General features: G+C 66.9%; 14 protein-coding genes and 3 pseudogenes. 8 read left to right on the top strand and 9 right to left on the bottom strand.

The window, feature by feature from the left end; all coding sequences use genetic code 11:
- Nucleotides 1–62: 62 nt before the first annotated feature.
- Nucleotides 63–1,292: an enterobactin transporter EntS gene (entS, locus tag LRS53_RS02595; protein WP_231354831.1), complete on the bottom strand. Its 1,230-nt coding sequence runs from the start codon at nt 1,290–1,292 to the stop codon at nt 63–65.
- A gap of 125 nt (nt 1,293–1,417) precedes the next feature.
- Between entS and fepD the strand changes: the two genes are divergently transcribed.
- The 3 genes from fepD to LRS53_RS02580 are packed head-to-tail and all read left to right on the top strand — an operon-like array spanning nt 1,418 to nt 4,211.
- Nucleotides 1,418–2,413, top strand: a complete 996-nt coding sequence (fepD, locus tag LRS53_RS02590; RefSeq protein ID WP_231354830.1) for a Fe(3+)-siderophore ABC transporter permease — start codon at nt 1,418–1,420, stop codon at nt 2,411–2,413.
- Nucleotides 2,410–3,408, top strand: a complete 999-nt coding sequence (gene fepG / locus LRS53_RS02585; RefSeq protein WP_231354829.1) for an iron-enterobactin ABC transporter permease — start codon at nt 2,410–2,412, stop codon at nt 3,406–3,408. Before fepD ends, fepG begins: the two co-directional genes overlap by 4 nt.
- Complete coding sequence (locus LRS53_RS02580; RefSeq protein WP_017642142.1) at nt 3,405–4,211, top strand: ATP-binding cassette domain-containing protein; 807 nt, start codon at nt 3,405–3,407, stop codon at nt 4,209–4,211. Before fepG ends, LRS53_RS02580 begins: the two co-directional genes overlap by 4 nt.
- On the opposite strand, the gene LRS53_RS02575 is transcribed toward LRS53_RS02580, so the two are convergent.
- The 6 genes from LRS53_RS02575 to LRS53_RS02550 form a co-directional block, all read right to left on the bottom strand.
- Complete coding sequence (locus LRS53_RS02575) at nt 4,208–8,146, bottom strand: enterobactin synthase subunit F (RefSeq protein WP_231354828.1); 3,939 nt, start codon at nt 8,144–8,146, stop codon at nt 4,208–4,210. The two genes, LRS53_RS02580 and LRS53_RS02575, sit on opposite strands and share 4 nt — an antisense overlap.
- Nucleotides 8,147–8,157: 11 nt before the next feature.
- Complete coding sequence (locus LRS53_RS02570) at nt 8,158–8,364, bottom strand: MbtH family protein (protein WP_231354827.1); 207 nt, start codon at nt 8,362–8,364, stop codon at nt 8,158–8,160.
- A 21-nt stretch (nt 8,365–8,385) separates the two neighbouring features.
- Nucleotides 8,386–9,636, bottom strand: coding sequence for an enterochelin esterase (fes, locus tag LRS53_RS02565; RefSeq protein ID WP_231354826.1), 1,251 nt, complete (start codon nt 9,634–9,636; stop codon nt 8,386–8,388).
- A gap of 83 nt (nt 9,637–9,719) precedes the next feature.
- Nucleotides 9,720–11,909: a TonB-dependent siderophore receptor gene (locus LRS53_RS02560; RefSeq protein ID WP_231354825.1), complete on the bottom strand. Its 2,190-nt coding sequence runs from the start codon at nt 11,907–11,909 to the stop codon at nt 9,720–9,722.
- 288 nt (nt 11,910–12,197) lie between these two features.
- A complete protein-coding gene (locus LRS53_RS02555; protein WP_173149213.1) occupies nt 12,198–12,461 on the bottom strand; it encodes a hypothetical protein in 264 nt (87 codons plus the stop codon).
- A gap of 302 nt (nt 12,462–12,763) precedes the next feature.
- A complete protein-coding gene (locus LRS53_RS02550; protein ID WP_231354824.1) occupies nt 12,764–13,045 on the bottom strand; it encodes a hypothetical protein in 282 nt (93 codons plus the stop codon).
- 371 nt (nt 13,046–13,416) lie between these two features.
- Between LRS53_RS02550 and LRS53_RS23785 the strand changes: the two are divergent.
- From LRS53_RS23785 to LRS53_RS02540, 3 genes and pseudogenes are all read left to right on the top strand, one after another.
- A pseudogene (locus tag LRS53_RS23785) lies at nt 13,417–14,544 on the top strand (HAMP domain-containing protein); the annotation flags it as partial.
- Between the two features lie 144 nt (nt 14,545–14,688).
- The gene (locus tag LRS53_RS23780; protein ID WP_442968480.1) at nt 14,689–15,402 is read left to right on the top strand and encodes a methyl-accepting chemotaxis protein; all 714 of its coding nucleotides are present in this window, start codon (nt 14,689–14,691) and stop codon (nt 15,400–15,402) included.
- 14 nt (nt 15,403–15,416) lie between these two features.
- The gene (locus LRS53_RS02540; RefSeq protein ID WP_231354822.1) at nt 15,417–16,337 is read left to right on the top strand and encodes a substrate-binding domain-containing protein; all 921 of its coding nucleotides are present in this window, start codon (nt 15,417–15,419) and stop codon (nt 16,335–16,337) included.
- Between the two features lie 138 nt (nt 16,338–16,475).
- Here LRS53_RS02540 and LRS53_RS02535 read toward each other — a convergent pair.
- A pseudogene (locus tag LRS53_RS02535) lies at nt 16,476–16,619 on the bottom strand (GNAT family N-acetyltransferase); the annotation flags it as partial.
- A gap of 149 nt (nt 16,620–16,768) precedes the next feature.
- Nucleotides 16,769–17,011, bottom strand: coding sequence for a DUF1654 domain-containing protein (locus LRS53_RS02530; protein ID WP_231354821.1), 243 nt, complete (start codon nt 17,009–17,011; stop codon nt 16,769–16,771).
- Nucleotides 17,012–17,564: 553 nt separating this feature from the next.
- Between LRS53_RS02530 and LRS53_RS23775 the strand changes: the two are divergent.
- Both LRS53_RS23775 and LRS53_RS23770 read left to right on the top strand, forming a co-directional pair.
- Nucleotides 17,565–18,623, top strand: a pseudogene (locus LRS53_RS23775) (methyl-accepting chemotaxis protein); the annotation flags it as partial.
- Entirely contained in the window at nt 18,609–19,481 is an 873-nt protein-coding gene (locus tag LRS53_RS23770; protein WP_437181177.1) for a methyl-accepting chemotaxis protein, read from the top strand. The pseudogene LRS53_RS23775 and the gene LRS53_RS23770, both read left to right, overlap by 15 nt.
- The last annotated feature ends 126 nt before the right edge of the window (nt 19,482–19,607 follow it).

The following is a 19,607-nucleotide window of genomic DNA, read 5'->3' as shown; positions in this document are numbered from 1 at the left end:
ATGAGCCCCCAGTGGAAAACGCTGCGCGGTTTTCCACGCTATGCCAGGCGCACCGAAGCGGATCAGGTGCCGAGGCTTTCAGCCCTACGCAGACCTCGGGCCAGCGTCCAGCAGAGGGCGGCCACCCCAGTGGCGACCAGGCCGAAGACGAAGGCCGCCTGCGCCGGCAGCATCAGGCTGGCCAGGCCGCCGAACAACGCCGCGCCGATGGCCTCGCCCCCGATGTTTTGCGCCGTCCACAGCGCATTGATGCGCCCCAGCAGGCGATCCGGCGTCAGGCGCTGGATCAGCGCGTACTGCACCAGGGAATTGAGCGCACCCAGATAGCCGAACAGCACCAGGCACAGCGCTGACAGCGAGAAACCGGGCAACAGGGCGAACACCGCCACCGCCAGAAAGGTGGCCACCGCACTCATCAGCAGGGTACGTCCGGGACGTGGCGCCTGGTTCAGGCGGCCACTGGTGAGGGCGCCGATGGCCGCGCCCAGGGGCGCGGCGGCATAGAGCCAGCCCAGGTGTCCGGTATCCAGCCCCCAACTCTCGCCCAGCGACGGATAGAGCACCCGCACCGCATTGGCCATGGTCACCAGGGCGCCGACTAAGGCGACCGCGCCCAGCAGGCGATTCTCGAAGAGGAAGGCGATGCCGCCCCCCAGGGCCTGCCAGGGCGTCTCGCGCGGCTGCTCCGGCGGTGGCAGCGGCGGCAGGCGCAGCAGCACCAGCAGGGTGATGAGGGTGCCGCCGGCGGTCAGCATGTAGTTCCAGGCCACGCCGCTCTGGGCGATCAGCAAGGTGCCCAACGGCGGCGCGACGATGGCCGCCACCCGCACGCTGAGCATATTCAGCGCGCCGGCCTGCACCATGGACTCCCGACCGACCAGGATCGGCGTCACCGCCAGCAACGCGGTGACGCCCAGGGCACCAAAGAAGCCATCCCACAGCGCCAGCAGGTAGATGGCCGTCAGCGATGGCTCGGGCAGGCTGGCGTTGACCGCCAGGCCGATGAAGCCCAGGCCGCAGATGGAGCGGGCGGCGAGGATCAGCCGGCGCCGCTCCAGGCGATCGGCCAGCACCCCGCCGGTGAGCAGGCCGACGAACATGCCGATGCCGGCCATGCTCAGCGCCAGGCCCACCTTGAGCGGCGAGTCGGTCAGGGCCTGGACCTGGATGGGTATCGCCACGGCCAAGAGGCCAAGGGACAGCACGGACACCAGACGGGCGATGAACAGGGTACGAAAGGCGGCGTGGGACCTGAGCAGGCCGAAGTCGAGCAGAAAGGACGTCTTGGACATGAATCACCGGAAAACACAGGGGACGCTATCGAGCCGCCGAGGCAAGGCTGTTAGCATGTAATACAGACTATCATGTGTTAATACGCCTTGTTCTCATCCACTCCCCTTCCTGTCGGTCGTCACGAATGACCAGGCGCCGCGTCTTCATCCTCGGCTGCGCCGCCCTCCTGCTGCTCCTGGTGATGGCTGCCAGCCTGGCGCTCGGCTCCACCGCCATACCGCTGGCCGACGTCTGGCAGGCGCTGGGCCACGGCTGCAGCGATCCGGCCTGTCTGATCGTACGCGAGGCACGACTGCCACGAACCCTCGCCGGTCTGCTCGCCGGCGCGGCCCTGGGCGTGGCCGGCACCCTGATGCAGGCGCTGACGCGCAATCCCCTTGCCGATCCCGGCATCCTCGGCGTCAACGCCGGTGCCAGCTTTGCCGTGGTGCTGGGTATCGCCCTGTTCGGCGCCAGCGGTCCCGAGCACTACCTGGGCTATGCCTTCGGCGGCGCCCTGCTCGCCAGCCTGGTGGTGCTGCTGGCCGGTATCGCCGGTGGCGGCGGCTTCAATCCCATGCGTCTGGTGCTGGTCGGGGTGGCCCTGGGGGCCATGCTCGAAGGCGTCAGCTCAGGCATCGCCCTGCTCGATCCCCAGGTCTACGATCAGCTGCGATTCTGGCAATTCGGCTCGCTGGACGTGCGTCAGCTGGAGCTGCTGCGCAGCGCCAGCCCGCCGGTGCTGGGCGGGGTGGCTATCGCCCTGCTGCTGGCCCCCGCGCTGAATGCCCTGAGCCTGGGCACCGACCTGGCCGTGGCCCTCGGCACCCGGGTCCGCCAGACCCAGTTGCTCGGCCTGCTGGCCATCACCCTGCTCTGTGGCGCCGCTGCCGCGGCGGTCGGACCCATCGCCTTCGTCGGTCTGATGGTGCCGCACCTGGGCCGCTGGGCCATCGGCGAGGACCATCGCTGGCTGCTGCCTTTCGTGCTGCTGTTCACCCCCAGCCTGCTCCTCACCGCCGACATCGTCGGCCGCCTGCTGGTCACCAACGAGCTGCGCGTCTCGGTGGTGACCGCCTTCCTTGGCGCACCCCTGCTGATCTGGCTGGCGCGCCGCCAGCGGCAGGGAGGTCGGGCATGAGCCGAGCTCTTGGTCTGCGCCTGCCCGGGGTGCTGCTCGCCCTGTTTGGCGGCGCCCTGTTGCTGGCAACGTTCGCCCTGGGCAGCGGCAGCCTGACCCTGAGCCCTTCCCAGGTACTGGCCGCTTTGTTCGGCGAGGCTCCGCGCGGCATCGAGCTGGTGGTCACCCAGTGGCGGCTGCCGCGGGTGGCCCTGGCACTGCTGATCGGCGCCGCCCTGGGCCTGAGCGGCGCGTTGTTCCAGTCGTTGCTGCGCAATCCCCTCGGCAGCCCGGACATCATGGGCTTCAACACCGGCGCCTACAGCGGGGTGCTGGTCGCCCTGGTGCTGTTCCAGGCCAGCATCCTCTGGAGCACCACTGCCGCCCTGATCGGCGGTCTGCTCAGCGCCGCCCTGGTCTATGCCCTCACCTGGCGCGGCAGTGGCGTGGATACCCTGAGACTCATCATCGTCGGCATCGGCGTGCGCGCCCTGCTGATGGCGCTCAACACCTGGCTGATCGTGCATGCCTCCCTGGAAGCCGCCTTCAGCGCCGGCCTGTGGAGTGCCGGCTCGCTCAACGGTATCACCTGGGCCAAGGCCTGGCCGGCGGTGGTCTTCATCCTGCTGGCGGGTGCGGCCAGCCTGGCGCTGAGTCGCCGACTGTTCCTGCTGGAGATGGGTGACGACACCGCCTGCGCCCTGGGTGTGCCGGTGGAACGCACCCGGCTGTCGCTGCTGGGCCTGGGCGTGGTGCTCACCGCCGCCGGCACCGCGGTGGCCGGGCCGATCTCCTTCATCGCCCTGGCCGCACCGCAGATCGCCCGCCGCCTGACCGGTACCCAGCGCCTGGCGCTGCCCGCCGCCGCCCTCACCGGCGCGGTCCTGCTGCTGGGCGCGGATCTGATCGCCCAGCGCCTGTTCCTGCCCTATGTCCTGCCGGTGGGCCTGGTCACGGTGAGCCTGGGCGGGCTCTACCTGATCGGCCTGCTCATCTGGGAGTCCCGCCGCTCATGAACGACGCCCCTTCCTCGCGCCTGCACGCCGAGCGCCTGACCCTGGGCTACGGCCGCAAGCTGATCGCCGAAGACCTGTCGCTGACCATCCCCGATGGCGAGCTGACGGTCATCATCGGCCCCAACGGCTGCGGCAAGTCGACCCTGCTGCGCACCCTCAGCCGACTGCTGGCGCCCAGCCAGGGCCAGGTCTGGCTGGATGGCCAGGCAATCCAGAGCTATCGCACCAAGGAGGTGGCCCGGCGCCTGGGCCTGCTGCCGCAGAGCTCCCAGGCCCCGGGCGATATCTCGGTGCGCGACCTGGTGGCCCGCGGACGCTATCCGCACCAGACCCTGTTCGGCGGCGTGCGCGCCGACGACGAGCGCGCGGTGACCCACGCCATGCAGGCCACCGGCGTCTTCGAACTGGCCGACCGGGCGGTGGACACCCTCTCCGGCGGCCAACGCCAGCGGGTGTGGATCGCCATGGCCCTGGCTCAGGAGACCCCGCTGCTGCTGCTCGACGAGCCCACCACCTGGCTCGATATCACCCACCAGATCGACCTGCTGGAATTGCTGGAAGACCTCAATCGCCAGCAGGGCCATACCCTGGTGATGGTGCTGCACGACCTCAACCACGCCTGCCGCTACGCCACCCACCTGGTGGCCATGCGCGGCGGCAAGGTACTGGCCACCGGCCGCCCGCGCGACGTGGTCACCCCCGAATTGATCAAGGCGGTCTACGACCTGGACTGCCTGATCATCGACGACCCGGTGGCCGGGACACCCATGGTGGTGCCCCTGGCACGGCGCTCGGCTGGCTAGAGTCCTTTCAGCGCCCGATTCAGCACCGGACCGATCTGCGCCAGCTGGGCCGGAGCGATGATGTCGACGTGGGCGCAGTCCACCTCATGGGCCTGCAGGCGGGTGATCCAGGGCGCCCAGGTGGCCTTGACGTCCATTCCCGCCGGCAGGGTGCGGCGGGCGACGAACATCAGCGCCTCGCCGTCGAAGCGAGCGCTACGCGCCGTGGCCAGCAGCCGCACCGAATCGGCGTAGTTGCCCTCGATGGTGGCGAACAGCTGCGACCCCTCCCCCAGCGCCGGATCGGCCAGCCCCTGCTGGGCGGCGAGAAAGGCCTCGCGCTCGCGATTCACTTCGGCCAGCACCTCCGGATCCAGCTCGCGCTGGCCCTCACGCTCCTGCCAGTTCTGGGTTTCCGGCGGATAGGTATCGAGCAGGCCAAGGAAGGCGACCTGCTCCCCGGCCGCCTGCAACCGCGCCGCCAGGCCCTGGGCCAGGGTACCGCCCAGGGAATAGCCGAGCAGATGATAGGGACCCTGCGGCTGCACCTCGCGCAGGGTGCGCAGATGGCGCTGGATGACGGCTTCCAGATCGGCGCCCTGGGCCAGGGGGCCGTCCGGACGCGGCGACTGGATACCGAGCAACGACCAGCGCGGATCCAGGTGCCGAGCCAGCACGCTGAATTGCCAGGCGAAGCCCGAGGCCGGATGGAAACAGAACAGCGTGGGACCGTCGCCCGGGCGCAGCGGCAGCAGGGTCTCGAAGCCGGCACGGGTTTCGCGGGCCGCGTCCTGCTCCAGCTGGCGCGCCAGCCGGGCGACACTGGAGGCCACCATGATCTGGCCGATGGACACCGGCTGCCCCAGCCGCCGCCGCAGGTTGGCCGCCAGGGTCATGGCCAGCAACGAATGACCGCCCAGGGCGAAGAAGTCGTCATCCGCGCCACCGATGGCGCAGCCGAGCACCTCGGAAAAGGCCGCCGCCAATTCACTCTCCAGCCCCGGCGCCAGGGGTCGGCTCGCGGCCCTGGCGACGCCCTGGGGCGCCGGCAGGGCCTTGCGATCCAGCTTGCCGGTGGCCCCCAGGGGCAGGGTGTCCAGCTCCACCAGGGCCACTGGCACCAGATGCGGCGGCAGGCTTTCGCCCAGGCGCGCGCGCAGGCGCTCCAGGTCCAGTGCGGCGCCCGGCTGGGCGATCAGATAACCCACCAGTTGGCGGGCATCGCCACCCGCGGTGTTGGCCGCCTCGCCCAGCACCCTGGCATGGGTGACCGCCTGGGCAACGCCTGGCAGCGCCAGCAGGGCATGGTCGATTTCCGCCAGTTCGATGCGCTGCCCGCGCAGCTTGACCTGGTCGTCGCTGCGCCCGAGGTACTCGACGACGCCCTCCGGCAGCCAACGCGCCACGTCGCCGGTGCGATACAGCCGCTCGCCCTGCCCGTCCGGCGCGGCGATGAAGCGTGCGGCGGTCAGCTCCGGTCGGCCCAGGTAGCCATCGGCGAGTTGCACCCCGCTCAGATAGAGCTCCCCCGCCACACCCGGCGGCACTGGCCGCAGGCGTTCATCGAGGATGTGCAGCCCGGTATTCCACACTGGCTTGCCGATGGGCACGCTGCTGCCGGTGACGGCCGCCAGGGCGGCGCCATGGGCCGGATGGTAGGAGACGTCCACCGCGGCCTCGGTGGGGCCATAGAGATTGTGCAGGGGCGCGCCGACCCGGCGCTCCCAGGTACGGGCCAGCTCGGTGGGCAGGGCTTCACCGCTGCAGAACACCTGACGCAGGCTGGCGCAGCGGGCCACCGCGGCCGGCTCGTCCAGGCTGGCGACGAAGGCCGCCAGCATCGAAGGCACGAAGTGCACCGTGGTCACCCGCTCCCGGGCGAACAGCTCCTGCAGCGCCGCGGGATCGCGATGGGCCTCGGGCGGCGCCAGGTACAGCCGGGCGCCCACCAGCAGCGGCCAGAAGAACTCCCAGACCGACACATCGAAGCTGCTCGGCGTCTTCTGCAAGACGGTGTCGCCGGCGCCGATGGGATAGCTGTCCTGCATCCACAGCAGGCGATTGACGATGGCGGCATGGCCGACCACCACGCCCTTGGGGCGACCGGTGGAACCGGAGGTATAGAGCAGATAGGCTGGATCGCCGGGGCGCGGCCCTTCGAACACCGGATCCTGGTCTACCCCCTTCAGGGGCGCATCCAGGATCAGCACCTGGCTATCGTCCAACCCCGGGAAACGCCCGCGTTGGCTAGCATCCGTCACCAGCACCCGTGGCCGGGCGTCGTCGAGCATCAGTTGCAGGCGCTCGTCGGGATAGCCGCTGTCCAGCGGCAGGTAGGCGGCGCCCAGTTCGATCGTGGCCAGCAGCGCCAGGGACAGGAACACCGAACGCGGCAGGGCCACGGCAACGATATCGCCCCGCCCTACCCCGGCCGCGCTCAGTCGCTGGGCCAGGGCCAGCACCTGCTGGCGCGTTTCCCGATAGCTGAAGGCGTGCTGCAGATCGGCCAGCGCCGGAGCCTCGGGGGTGCGCGCCGCCTGGTCGGCCAACAGGGTCGCCAGGGTGGTCGCCGGTAGCGCGCGCTCAGTGGCGTTGATCGCGGCCAGCCAGTTCCGGTCTGCCGGGTCCAACAGGTCTGCCTCACCCAGGGTAAGGCCAGGGTGATCGGCGAATTGCTCCGCCAGCAGGCCAAAGCGCGCGGCGTGTCCCTGCAGCAGCTCGGCGGCATAGCGCTCGGCATTGCCCAGCAGCTTGATGTCCAGGGCACCGCTCGCCTCCAGGTAGAGGGCGATCTCCAGATCGCGCACCGGCCCCGAGGCCAATTCGTGGGTGATGCCCGGCACCCCGGCGAAATCCAGGGCGAAATCGAACAGCTTGAGGTTGATGACCGGTCCGGTCAGCGGCTCGGCATCGCCCGGCCGGCCGAGATCGCGGGCGATCTGCTCGGCGTCGTAACGCTGGTGGCGACGCACCTTCTTGAGCTCGGCGGCCAACCCGGCAGCCAGCTCCGGCAGCCTCTGGGTCGAGTCGGTACGCACACCCAGCGGCAGGACGTTAAGGGTCGCGCCACCGGATTTGAGCGCCACCGAACCCATGCGCCGCATGAAGATGAAGCCGGCGCTGAAGGCCGGTTGCCCGCTGAGACGGGCGAACCAGGTGGCGGCCAGGGCCACGGCCAGATCCGCTGGCGTCACCCCTTGGGCCTTGCCCTGCTCGGCCAGCTTCGCGAATACCTCGGCAGCTACGCGGGCACGGGCTTCCACCACCCGCGGCGTGGGCACCTGCCCGGCCAGCGCCCCGGGCGCCAGGGACGCCGCCGGCGGTAGCGCAGCCCCCCGCTCGCGCCAGAAGGCTTCGTCGCGCTCGCGGACGGCCGACTGCTGATAGTCCTGATACTCGCGCACCACCTCGGCGAAGGAGACGAAGGGCGAGGCCTCGGCCGTCTCGCCCCGCACCGCGGCGCTGTACAGGGCGGCCACCCGCTTGGCCAGGGCGGCGAAGCCATAGCCGTCGATCAGCAGGTGGTGATAACGCTGGTACCAGAACAGGTGATTGTCGCCCAGCTGGTAGATCCGGTTGAGCCACAGCGGACCGCCACTGGTGGCCCGCAGGTCGCCGTCGAGATCGGCGCGAATGGCCGTTCGCGCCGCATGCTCGGGATCCGCCGCATCGCGCAGGTCCAGCCACTCGGGCGCAGTAATCACCGCATCGCTGTCGATCCACTGCACCAGTTCGCCCTCACGCTCGGCGAACCTGAGCTGGAGGCTGTCCAGTTCGCCGAGGCCCTGGACGATGGCCGCCAGCAGCGCCTGGGCGTCGAGCGGCCCGCGCAACTCGACCAGATGGGCCACGGCGAAGGCATTGGCATGGGGCGACAGCTGATCGGCCATCCAGATACCGGGCTGGGCGGCGACCAGGGGCAGCTCGGGAAAGACGCAAGAGGGCGTAGAGGACACAGGAACTCCAGTCAGGAAAGCAGAGAGGCGGCCGGGCGGATATCGCGCCAGTGGCTGGCCAGCCAGTCGTCGCAGGCCGCGCGCGGTGCGGGCCCGAACACCGGCGCCCAGCCGGCGGGAACGGCCATGGTCTCCGGCCAGAGGCTGCACTGGCCCTGGGCATTGCGCAGGATCAGCAGCACCTGCGCGGGATCGTCGAAGGGATTGAGGGCGTCCATCGGACCTCCTGGAAATGGGAATTAGCGAGGGGCGTTGGCGACCAGGGGGTGCCAGAGCCGGACCAGGCCGTCGAGCAAGCCCCCGCGCCACCAGAGGGCATCATGGCCCCCATCGATCTCGCGATAGTCGAGCGCGTGGCCCTGCTCGCGCAGGCGCGGGACCAAGGCGCGGGAGGCTTCGAGGATGGCCGGCTCGCGCAGCCCCGCCTCGATGAACAGCCGCAAGGGATGCCCCCTCCCCTGCCCGCTTTCCAGCGCCTCGAACAGTCGGCCTGGTTCGCCGCGTTGCGGCCACCAGAAGGAACCGGACTGGCTCAGCGCGCAGCCGAAGCGCTCCGGCCAGTGCAAGGCGGCATAGAGCGCCGCCAACCCGCCAAAGCTCTGCCCGGCGACCACGGTCGAGGTGGCCGACTGGGCATGGGGCGCCCAGTCGCGCACCTGGGGTAGCAGCTCTTCCTGCAGCGCCAGCCAGAACTCGGGATTGCAGGGCAACTCGCTACCACGCAGGGCGCGATCGCTGTGGTCGATCAGCAGATAGACCGCTTCCGGCAACTGGCCAGCATCCGTGAGCTCTTGCAACGGCACGCCGATGGGCATCGTCTGGGCCCAAAATTGCCCATCCAGCAGAATGGCCAGCGGCCGTTCCATAGGGGTGGTATTACCGGTAACGAAGAGCCACACCGGGCGGCTGTTGCCCAGTCTGGCGCTGTTCCACTGGAACTGCCGCAGGCTCGGCCAGGCCGCGGGAGACAGGGTGCGATCGGTGTCGAAGGCCGCCCAGGCCGGTTGCGCAGGCGCATCCGGCAGATGCACGCCCGACACCGCCAACCCGCGGCCACCCTGCCAGGCGCGGCGGGGATTGAGCCGGTCGGCCTGGGCCAGGGGAAAGACGCTGCGCCACCAGAGGCGGATGCCCTGCAGATCAGGCTGGGCTTCGCCTTCGAACGGCGCCGGCTCCCCGCTGGGGATCAGGCAGTAGCTGCCCCGCCAGCGGCCATCCAGTTCGGTCTCCCAGGTCCAGACATCGGTGCCTGGCAGACGCCGCAGGCTCTGCGGCAGGCCCGGTTGATGGTGGTCGGTGACCCCGGTGATATTGAGCCAGACCCGCTGGGTACCGGAGCGCTCGGCCAAACCCTCGGGATCGCGCCAGACAAAGGTCAGGCGATAGCGCCCGGCCACAGTGGGTTCGATCAGCGGCGTGCCGCGGCAGGCGACGGCCTGCCACCAGGACTCGCTGCCCACATCGTCCCGCTGGAAGAGTGAATCTTTCATCGCATCTCAGTGCATCGTGGAAGAGATCGTCATGGCCTGCATCGCGCCGACCGACCCGAGCTTGGCCCGGGTCGGCCTGGACCTCAGAAGTCGTAACGCGCGCCGACCATCACGCTACGCGAGGGGCCCTGGAAGTTGAAGGTGGAGACCGAACCTACGCGCGACCAGTATTCCTTGTCGAGAAGGTTGTTCACGTCCAGGGTCGCGGTGAGTTGCTTGGTGACCGGATAGGAGAACTTGGCATCCACGGTGGCATAGCCGGGGGCGGACACGGTGACTCCAGAGGTCTGGTTGGTCTGGGAGAAATCGCTCATCGCGGTCACCCCGCCGCCGATGCTCAGACCGGTCAGCGGACCGCCCGCCAGGGTGTACTTGGTCCACAGCGAGGCCATGTGCTTGGGCATGGCTTCGAACAGGGTATTGCCATCGCCGCTGAGGTTCTGGGTATCCATGTAGGTGTAGCCGGCGAGCATCTCCCACTGCTCGGTGAGCTTGCCGCTGACCTCGATCTCGGCGCCCTTCACCCGGGTCTTGCCGGAGCTGTCGGAATAGGTGGTGATGGCCACGCCGTTGGCGTCGAAGGGCCGGGCCGCCCGGTTCTCGTCGGTCAGCTGGAAGATCGACAGCCGTGCATTCATATCGCCGTTGAAGTAGCTGCCCTTGATCCCGACCTCGTACTGGTCACCCTCGCGCGGATCCAGCGCCTTGCCCTGGCCATCCAGCTCGCTCTGCGGCTTGTAGACCTTGGAGTAGCTGGCGTAGAGGGAATGGTAGTCGTCCAGGTCGTAGACGGTGCCCAGATAGGGGGTGACGAAGCCACTGTGCTTCTGGCTTTCACCCGCCTCGGCGCCGCTGGCCAGGGTGGTGGTGTATGCCTCGCCCCTGTACCAAGAAACGCGAGCGCCGCCGATCAGCGCCAGGCGCTCGATGGGCCGGAAGGTCACCTTGGAATAGAGGCCGAACTCGCGATCCTCACTGTTGAAGTCGGTCTGGTAGGCGCGCGCCGGCTTGGCGAAGCGGGTTGGCGAATAGCTGTTCACATTGACCGTACCCAGGACGCTGTTGCCATTCTGGTAATCGGTGTCGTAGTGCTTGTAGTCGGTACCCACGACGAATTCGCTGACCTGCCCCAGCGCCTCGAAGGGCTGGCTGTAACTGGCATCAAGGGAATAGGCGTCCTGCTCGAAGTCCCGGGTGCTGGCGCGGATGCTGGTGTTGCCATTGGCCTGCACCGCCCCGCCGGTGAAGGCATAGAGGTAATCCGCTTCCCGGTGCGACGCCCGGGCAGCGATGCGCCCATAGCCGCCGTTATCGAACCTGTGGGTCAGCTCGAAGATGCCGTCGGTGGTCTTGCCGTCGAAGTAGTTCCAGTCCGCCCCCAGGAAGCGCGACTGACTGAAGTCCAGCAGATTGCCCTGGGTGTCGGTGGGATAGCCGTTGTGCGGGGTGAGGTTCTTGACCTGATGGATCAGGCCGAAGGAGATCTGGGTGGCGTCGGACAGGTCGATGTCCAGATCGCCGTAGTAGCTCTGGTCGGTATTGGCGTTGTAATCCACCTCGCCATTGCTGTCGGCGCGGGAGGCGACGAAACGACCGCGGACGTTCTTGCTCGCGGTGAGCGGACCGGCCAGGTCGATTTCCTGGTAGTTGGTGTCCCAAGAGCCGTAGCGCCCGGTGATATGCCCCTGGAACTCGTCGGTGCCGCGCTTGCGCACCATGTTGACGATGCCGCCCAGTTCGCTGGTGCTGTTGAACAGCCCGGAGGGGCCACGCATGATCTCGACCCGGTCGAAGGGCGAGAGGATGGGCACGGTGCCGAAGATGCTGGTCATGGGCGCCGGCAGGCCGTCGATGTTGTATTCGTCGTACTCGTAGCCACGCGAATAGATGGAGGAACGCCCGCTGTCGTTGGTCAGCACCCGCAACCCGGCCGTGGACTTGGCCAGCTCGTCCAGGGTGTTGAAGTTGCGATCCTTGATGTACTCGCTGGTATAGGAGGTGATCGACTGGGGAATGTCGCGTAGGGCGGCTGGCGTCTTGGTGCCCACGGTCGCCGAATCCACGGTATAGCCGCCGGTCTGTTCCGAGGGTGCCATGTCGTAGAGGCGATTGCCTTCGATGGTCAGGGTGTCCAGTTCCGTGGCGTTCTGCTCGGCCACCGTGGCGGCCAGGGCCGTCAGCGGAAAGGGAATCAGCGCGCCGATCAGGAGCAACTGACGAAGGGCCGCGCGAGGAAGGCGGATGGGCTGGCAGAGGGTTCCTTGGGTGTTCATGGTGATCCTTGTGACCGTGGCGTTGCAGCCGACGCCGTGCACTTGAAGGCTGCTCTTCGCGGCATCGCGCGAGGGCCAGCACTTTAAATGATAAAAACTCTCATTATCAAATGTTACGTTAAGTAATAGCTGTTTGCATTGCGGCGAACAGGCAGCCGTGATCCACGCCTGGTACTGCGGGCGCAATGGAGAAGAAAGGAGGGAGAAAGCCGCGGTCGGACGTGCACGGTCCGACCGGAGGGGAATCAGGCCTGGCTTGAGCAGGCCCCAGAGAAGCCGGCGAAGTCGTTAGAGACCGGACACCGCGGGGGTCTTGGCCGCCACCTGACCGATCACCGGGCTGGGCAGCCGGCAAACGATCTCACCGATGGCATTCATCCGTGCCAGACCACCATCGCCCTTGCAGGCGTGATAGTCGGCAAGGTGTTCGGAAGGCGAGTTGCGCAGCCCCTGATCGAGCGCAACCACCAGAGCGATGACGCCCAGCCCCAGGACGACGAGTTCGAGCGTGCTGCGGGCACGATACCAGTGGATCGGTCGCGAAGGGCTCATGGCGGCTCCAGGAAGAGGCGAGTGATGGCGAAGTGGCTTCCTACTCTAATCCTCCTGGCCCGGATGTAAACAGCCGTTGCTCGCCTGGGCGATAGCGGTCATCCGCTCGCCCAGGGGTGTTGTCCTGCGCCTGGGCAAGGCCTTGCCATGGCCTTCTTACTTCATCCCCTGGGCACCCCGACTCGCGAGGCGCCAGGAGCGGCCCCCGCGATCAGTGACAGCAGCCGCTGTGCCCGCCCGTATCGCGCTCACCTCCCCTCCTCTGTACCGGCCCGAAACCGGCAGCGGACCGAGGACGAGACTCAGGGGTTTTCCTTGCTGGGCGTCTTGATGTAGCCGGGCACGGCGGAATCGGGAGGCGAGTGGCGCCCTTCGCTGGCTGCGGCGCCATTGGCCTGGGCACGGTCTTCCTGGGCCTTGGCCTGCTCCTGGGCAGCCCGGTCGACCTTGCCTTCGGCAGCCTTTTCCTCGGCCTTCTGGCTATGGACCTGAGCCTCCCGGGCATGGTCTTCGGAAGTCTTGTCGCACGCCGCCAGGGTTGCGGCGGTAGCCAGTACGAGGGAGCACAGCAGAACTTTCGACATCGGGTATTCCTGTGAAAAGAGACCCTTCAAGGACCTGGGGATGCAGGGGTTGGTTTCTGGCCGGCCGTGTTGGCTTTGCAACCTGAGGTGTCCGTCGCACGGTGGGCGTGGCGGAACCCGCATGCCTGCCCAGCGAGCTGATAGTCGTCGAGCGCATGAACCGCACTGCCAAGCTCTAGCGCGGGCATTTGATCATTATCGACAACAGCTGGTCGCCCGGCGAAGGCCGCACGTCCGCAGACGATGCGGAAAGGTCGGGTGATACGACTAGGCTTCGGAGCTGTTGGCCATGGACAGGCATCGAGACGCGCCATGACGTCTGCCGCCGTTGGCCTCCTGCCTCAACATCGCCAATAAAGCAGGGAACAACCATGACGCTTCTTCAACGGGTAGTCGGCGGCATCGCTCTCCTGGTGTTTCTGCTGCTGGGCATTGTCGCCGTGAGCTTCAACAGTACCCAGTCCATCCATGAACGGCTGACGGTCATCACCGAGCAGTCCGCCCCGCTCGGCCAGGCGGTCGGCGAAATCAACGTGCAGCTGCTGAGCGCCAACCAGGCCCTGCTCGGTCTGCTGGCCGAGTCCGATACCGCCCAGATCGCCACGCGCGAACAACAATTCCACCAGCAATTCGCCAACTACCTGCAGCTGCACCAGCGCCTGCCGGCGCTGTTGCGCGACCACGAGCAACTGGTCCAGGCACTCGATCAAGAGCAGAAACTGGGCAATGCCTACGGCCAGCAGGCGAAAATCCTCATCGACAGCTACCGCCAGCTGGTCACCGTGCGCCGTGAAACCCGGACCCTGCAGGGCTATGCCACGCCCGAGGCCAATCGACTGTCCAGCTACCTGCAGGCCTACAGCGCACAACGGAAGGCGGAAGGCGCCACTTCGGCGGTCCGCGCCGCCCAGTTGCTGCTGATCGAAACGGACAAGACCTACGCCGCCTTCGCCGCCCAGGCGGCACGCGTGGATCTGCCGAGCCTGGCTGTGGCGCTCAACCAGCAGCAGGATGTCATCACCGACCGGCTGCGCGATCTGGCCGCCCTCGACGAGCGCAACGCGCGTATCGTGGGCGTGATGGTCACGCGCCTGCTGCACGAGATGACCGCGCCCGATGGGCTGCGCCAGGCCTATGAGCGGCAGGCCGCGGCCGAAGCCCAGTTCGACGACCAACGCCAGCGTACCAGCACGGCGCTGCAGGCGACCCTGGATGCCCTGCGCACCCTCAGCGGCGGGGCCGTCGCCGTGGCGCAGCAAGCCAAGAACGATACCGATGCCAGCGTGGCCACCAGTCGCCAGGTACTCTTCATCGTCGCCCTGCTGGCGATCTGCACCGCCGTGCTCATCGGCCTCTGGGTCGCGCGCGGCCTGCGGCGTCCGTTGCAGGCGTTCCGCGAATCGCTGCGCCAGGTCACGGCTGGCGATCTGCGGGTCCAGTTCGATGTGAGTCGCAACGACGAATTCAGCGAGCTGGGCGGCTATCTCAACGAACTGATCCGCTCGCTGCAAACCACGGTGACCACCCTTACCCAGTCGGCCGACGACCTCCGTCGTACCGCCCAGGCCAATGCCGACATCAGCGCCAGCACTACCCGCGCCGTGGAGGAGCAGACCGAACGCCTCGGGTCCGCCGCCTCGGCGATGACCCAGATGGAAAGCACCGTGGCCGAGGTAGCCCAGCGCGCGCTCGACACCAAGGATGCCGTGGACCACACCTTCGAGCTGAGCACCGCGACCGGCGCCACCGTCGCCGAGACCATCGACAGCATCCAGCGCCAGGCCCAGCAGATCCAGGTCGCCGCCCAGGCCACCGATGAACTGCAGGGCTATGGCCAGAGCATCGACGGCATCGTCGATGCCATCCGCAATATCGCCGAGCAGACCAACCTGCTGGCGCTGAATGCCGCCATCGAAGCCGCCCGCGCTGGTGAACAGGGGCGCGGCTTCGCCGTGGTCGCCGACGAGGTACGCTCCCTCGCCAGTCGCACCCAGAGCTCCACCAGCGAGATCCAGCAGCAGATCGAACAGATGCAGCAGAAGATCCACTCGGTAGTGGACATCATGGGGGTGAGTCGCGCCCAGTCCGGGGAGTGCGTGCAACTGGCCTCCTCCACCCGCGAAGCCCTGCAGAACATGAGCCAGGCGGTCGGCACCATCCGCGAGATGAACACCCAGATCGCCGCCGCGACCGAAGAGCAGAGCGTCACCGTGCAGCAAACCAGCCGCATGATGGTGCAGATCAACGACGCCGCGCTCCGGGCTGCAGAAGGCGCCGAGCGCGCCGCGCACAGCAGCGAGGACCTTTCGCTTATGGCCAGCCGGCAGCGCGAGCTGCTGCAACGTTTCAGTGTCTGATCGGGGATCGACTCATGTTCAAGTCAACGCTTCGTCTCCTCACCGGTTTCATGCTGGCCGCCACCTGCGTCAACGTGGCCCAGGCCAGTGCCCCCCTGATCGGCGTCCTGACCTCCAAGCGCGACAACTTCCGTACCGCGCTGATCAATAATGTCGAGGAACGCGCCCGTACCCTGGACGCCGATCTGTTCCTGGAAAATGCCAGTAGCGACAGCGCCTTGCAGCTACGCCAGTACCGCAACCTGATTGCCGCCCGGGTCGATGCGGTCATAGTCAATCTCATTGATGACAGCAACACCCAGGAAATGCTGTCCCTGGCGATGAGCAGCAAGGTGCCGCTGGTGTTCATCAACTATCGCCCCAATGTCTCGCCGTTGCCGGCCTATGCGGGCTTCGTCGGTTCGGACGAGGTGGAAGCCGCGACGATGCAGATGGAGGAGCTGGCCCGCCGCGCCGGCTACAAGGGCAAGGTGGCGATCCTGATGGGCGAATCGCACCACCCGGCGACCAAGCTGCGTACCGAAAGCGTCGAGAAGGTGGTGGCCAAGTACCCGGACATGCAGGTCGTGGTTAAGGCCTCGGCCAACTGGCAGCGCAGCGAGGCTACCGATCTCGTCATGCAGTGGGTCAACAAGGGCGTGGCCTTCGACATCGTTGCCGCCAACAACGACGAGATGGCCATCGGTGCGATCCGGGGGCTGGAAAAGGCTGGCAAGCCGCTGGTGCAATACCTGGTGGGCGGCATCGACGGCACCCCCGACGGGTTGCAGGAAATGCACGCGGGCAAGCTGGCGGTCAGCGTCCTGCAGGATGCCAAGGGCCAGGGCGAAGGCGCGGTGGACATGGCGCTGCGCCTGGCCAATGGCTCCACCAGCAACACGCTCACCCAGGTGCCCTTCCAGCTGATCACCCCGGACAACCTGGCGTCTTTCTAGCCCCTGGCCGCAGCGGGGTCGTCCTTCTTCGGCGGCCTCGCTCCTATCGGACTATGCGGCCTGCTCTCTTATGGACCAAGGCGCCCCCTTTCAGAAACGCCAGATGAGCGAGCATTGAGTTCCTGGGGCGCCTTCCTGCAGACGCCCCTCCCACCAACTGAGCGGCAGACTTTCCCGCTCCTGCGGGCTCGAAGTGAAGGCCTCCGGATGTGCGGTGTAAGCCTCCAACATCAGCTGCCGATAGGCCGGAGCCCAGGCCGTTCCCAAGCGCTGGATGTCCATCCTGATCTCCTTCCAAGCGACGATCCCTGAAATGGCATCTAAGCCACCCCTACTGCACGGCCGTGACGTCGCCAGCTCTCGACCTGCGACAAGGTCACGATCCGGCACGTCGCGCGACGCCTGTCCGGCACTGTCGGCCGCGCCGTCGCTCAGTAGTCGTCGTAGCTGACCCTCCAGAACAGGTCGATGCTACCGTCATCGCGATGGGCCACGATCAGGCCTTCGGTCTCGCCAAAGGCTTCCAGCAACAGTGCCCAGTCCTCACTGCTCGCCGCCAGACGCTCCACGTGCACGTGCTTGTCGAGGACCCCGCGCGCATTGTTGACCAGCCGCGACACTCGCATCGTCAGGCGCTCATAGGAGGTCGGCTGGGGCGGCTGGGTATGAGCCATGGGCACAGGCTCCATAACTGTCTATTTACACAGTAGCCCTCGATCCAGGCGACTGGCAAGTTTCCGGACACCAGCAGAACCGGTGGTGCGAGCAGAGGTGCCCAGCGCCGAACGGCTATCGCCTAGCAAGCACCCCCTACCCTGACGCCAGACGAACGCTCTAAGCCAAGCGCCTCGATTCGCTGGTGGCCCAGAGTCAAGGTCATGGCTCCTACTCCACCTGCGTTCGGCTGATCAGCCCCGAGCCATCACCCATGATGGCAATAAGCCGTCTATCCAGGGATAACCGCCAGCCATCCCCCCAAAAGCTGTGACCTGGATCACTTTTTAACTTCTAAGGTCAGACCAACTCGCAACATTCAGGCTGTCCGTAAAGACGCCCGCCGCCGGGCTGACCGCCGCCACAGATCTGGTGAGCGGCTGGTAGCAAAAGATCACACTTCATCGCGCTAGCTATTCCAGGTGCCCTCTTACACCGATAGATATTGCGATAACAAAAAATGTATGTCCGGCTGAGGTTCACTCAACCCCGCCCCCTATCCAGGTAGTCACCATGCAGCACAATGGCTGGAATCTCCTCAGCAACATCAGCGTTCGGGCCAAGCTGACGCTTGGTTTTTCCCTACTCATTGGCATGATCCTGCTGGTGGCCTATACCGGATGGCAGGCCACGGACGCCCTGCGCGACCGCAGTGAAAGGATCAGCGATATCTCCGGATTCAGTACCCTGGCGCGCGACATGCGCATCGAACGGCTCGTCTATATCGTCAAGGCCGACGATACCCAGGCGGCCAAATGGCTGGCCGCGCTCGACAAGATCGAGGCTCAGTTGCAGAGCGTCACGCCCAACTTCAATTCGAAGGCCAACGAAGCCCTGCTGAGCGAAGCCAAGGCCGCCCTCAAGCGCTATCGGGACTTCTACAACCAGGTGGTGACGGCAACCCGCGAACGCGCGGCCGTCCAGCAGGCTGCCACCGCCACGGCGGAAGCGGCCAACACCTATCTGCTGGCCCTGGCCACAGCAGCCAATGCCCAGGAGGGGCGTTTCGAAGACCGCCAGCAGGTGGCGGCCCTCTTCATCGATTTGCAGCAGATGCGCATTGCCCTGCGTAGCTATGCCACCACGCCCGGCAAGGAAAACGAGAGCGCTGCCCACCGCGCCTTGGATGAGATTCAGGCAAAGGTCAAGCTGCTCGGCACGACCAGCGGCCTGCCGACCGAGGCCCTGCAGACACTTGGTAATGAAATCGCGGGCTACCAGCAGCGCCTGCAGCAATTGATCACCACCCAGGTACAGGTGGATCAGGGTCAGGCCGGTATTACCACGACCATCACGTCGCTGCTGTCGATTGCCGACAAGCTCACCGCGATCCAGAAGGAATTGCAGCTGACGGATGTAAGCGGTGCCCGTCAGCTGTTGCTGGTATGGCTGGCCATCGCGATCGCCCTGGGCCTCATCGGCGCCTGGCTGATCACGCGGTCCATCGTCCTCCCCCTGAAGGACACCGTCCTCCTGGCGCAAACGGTCGCCAGCGGCGATTTCACCCGTCAGTTGGAAGTGACCCGCAAGGACGAACTGGGCGCGCTACAGATCAGCATGCAGCAGATGACCACCAACCTGCGTGGGCTGATCGGCGAGATGAAGGACGGCGTCGTCCAGGTTGCCAGTGCCGCCGAACAGCTCTCGGCGGTTACCGAACAGACCAGCGCCGGCGTGCAATCCCAGAAGAGCGAAACCGATCAGATCGCCACCGCGATGCAGGAAATGACGGCGACTACCCACGAGGTGGCACGCAATGCCGGGGCAGCTGCCCGGTCGGCGCTGGAAGCCAGTCAGCAGGCTCAGCAGGGCGACCAGGCCGTCAGCAAGGCCGTCGCCCAGATCGAGCTGCTGGCCAGCGAGATGGCGTCGACCAAGATCGCCATGACCACCTTGCGCGGCCACGCCGACAGCATTGGCGGCGTGCTCGACGTGATCAAGGCCGTGGCCGAACAGACCAATCTGCTGGCGCTCAATGCCGCCATCGAAGCCGCCCGCGCAGGCGAGGCGGGACGCGGCTTCGCCGTGGTCGCCGACGAGGTCCGCGGTCTGGCCCAGCGTACCCGCTCCTCGACCGACGAGATCGCCCAGCTCATCACCGGTCTGCACCAGAGCACCGACCGCATGGCGACGGTGCTCGACCATAACGTGCAGTTGACCGACAGCAGCGTCGGCCTGTCCCGCGAGGCGGGCGAGATGCTCAAGCGCATCACCCAGTCGGTCAAGGACATCGAGTCGATGAACGGCCAGATCGCCTGCGCCGCGGAACAGCAGGGTGCGGCGGGCGAAGAGATCAGCCGCAGCGTGACCACTGTCCGCGACATCTCCGAACAGACCGCTGCGGCCAGCGAAGAGACGGCTTCGTCAAGCCTGGAACTGGCACGTATCGGGGTACGGCTGCAGGAGACGACCGCTCGCTTCAAGGTCTGAAAAGACCCTAGCCTCCTCCGCGGTGCGGAGGGGGCGAGCCGTCAGGTTCTCCAACTCAACCGCCGGTCATGTGGGCTGAATCTCTAACCGAGAGGCTGGTCACAAAGTGCCATCATATTGCCACTA

Origin of the sequence: Pseudomonas sp. PLB05 (genome assembly GCF_021106615.1) — a bacterium.
Lineage (GTDB): Bacteria > Pseudomonadota > Gammaproteobacteria > Pseudomonadales > Pseudomonadaceae > Chryseomonas > Chryseomonas benzopyrenica.
The sequence above is the reverse complement of the archived record's forward strand: the minus strand, read 5'-3'. Positions and strand labels throughout refer to the sequence as shown.

Bases quoted from the DNA above. Each gene is read 5' to 3' on its own strand.
- LRS53_RS23780 (WP_442968480.1), top strand. From the start codon at position 14,689: ATGACCCAGATGGAAAGCACCGTGGCCGAGGTAGCCCAGCGCGCGCTC.
- LRS53_RS02550 (WP_231354824.1), bottom strand. From the start codon at position 13,045: ATGTCGAAAGTTCTGCTGTGCTCCCTCGTACTGGCTACCGCCGCAACC.
- LRS53_RS02540 (WP_231354822.1), top strand. From the start codon at position 15,417: ATGTTCAAGTCAACGCTTCGTCTCCTCACCGGTTTCATGCTGGCCGCC.
- LRS53_RS02555 (WP_173149213.1), bottom strand. From the start codon at position 12,461: ATGAGCCCTTCGCGACCGATCCACTGGTATCGTGCCCGCAGCACGCTC.
- LRS53_RS02530 (WP_231354821.1), bottom strand. From the start codon at position 17,011: ATGGCTCATACCCAGCCGCCCCAGCCGACCTCCTATGAGCGCCTGACG.
- fes (WP_231354826.1), bottom strand. From the start codon at position 9,636: ATGAAAGATTCACTCTTCCAGCGGGACGATGTGGGCAGCGAGTCCTGG.
- LRS53_RS02580 (WP_017642142.1), top strand. From the start codon at position 3,405: ATGAACGACGCCCCTTCCTCGCGCCTGCACGCCGAGCGCCTGACCCTG.
- LRS53_RS02570 (WP_231354827.1), bottom strand. From the start codon at position 8,364: ATGGACGCCCTCAATCCCTTCGACGATCCCGCGCAGGTGCTGCTGATC.
- LRS53_RS02560 (WP_231354825.1), bottom strand. From the start codon at position 11,909: ATGAACACCCAAGGAACCCTCTGCCAGCCCATCCGCCTTCCTCGCGCG.
- fepG (WP_231354829.1), top strand. From the start codon at position 2,410: ATGAGCCGAGCTCTTGGTCTGCGCCTGCCCGGGGTGCTGCTCGCCCTG.
- entS (WP_231354831.1), bottom strand. From the start codon at position 1,292: ATGTCCAAGACGTCCTTTCTGCTCGACTTCGGCCTGCTCAGGTCCCAC.
- LRS53_RS23770 (WP_437181177.1), top strand. From the start codon at position 18,609: ATGCAGCAGATGACCACCAACCTGCGTGGGCTGATCGGCGAGATGAAG.
- fepD (WP_231354830.1), top strand. From the start codon at position 1,418: ATGACCAGGCGCCGCGTCTTCATCCTCGGCTGCGCCGCCCTCCTGCTG.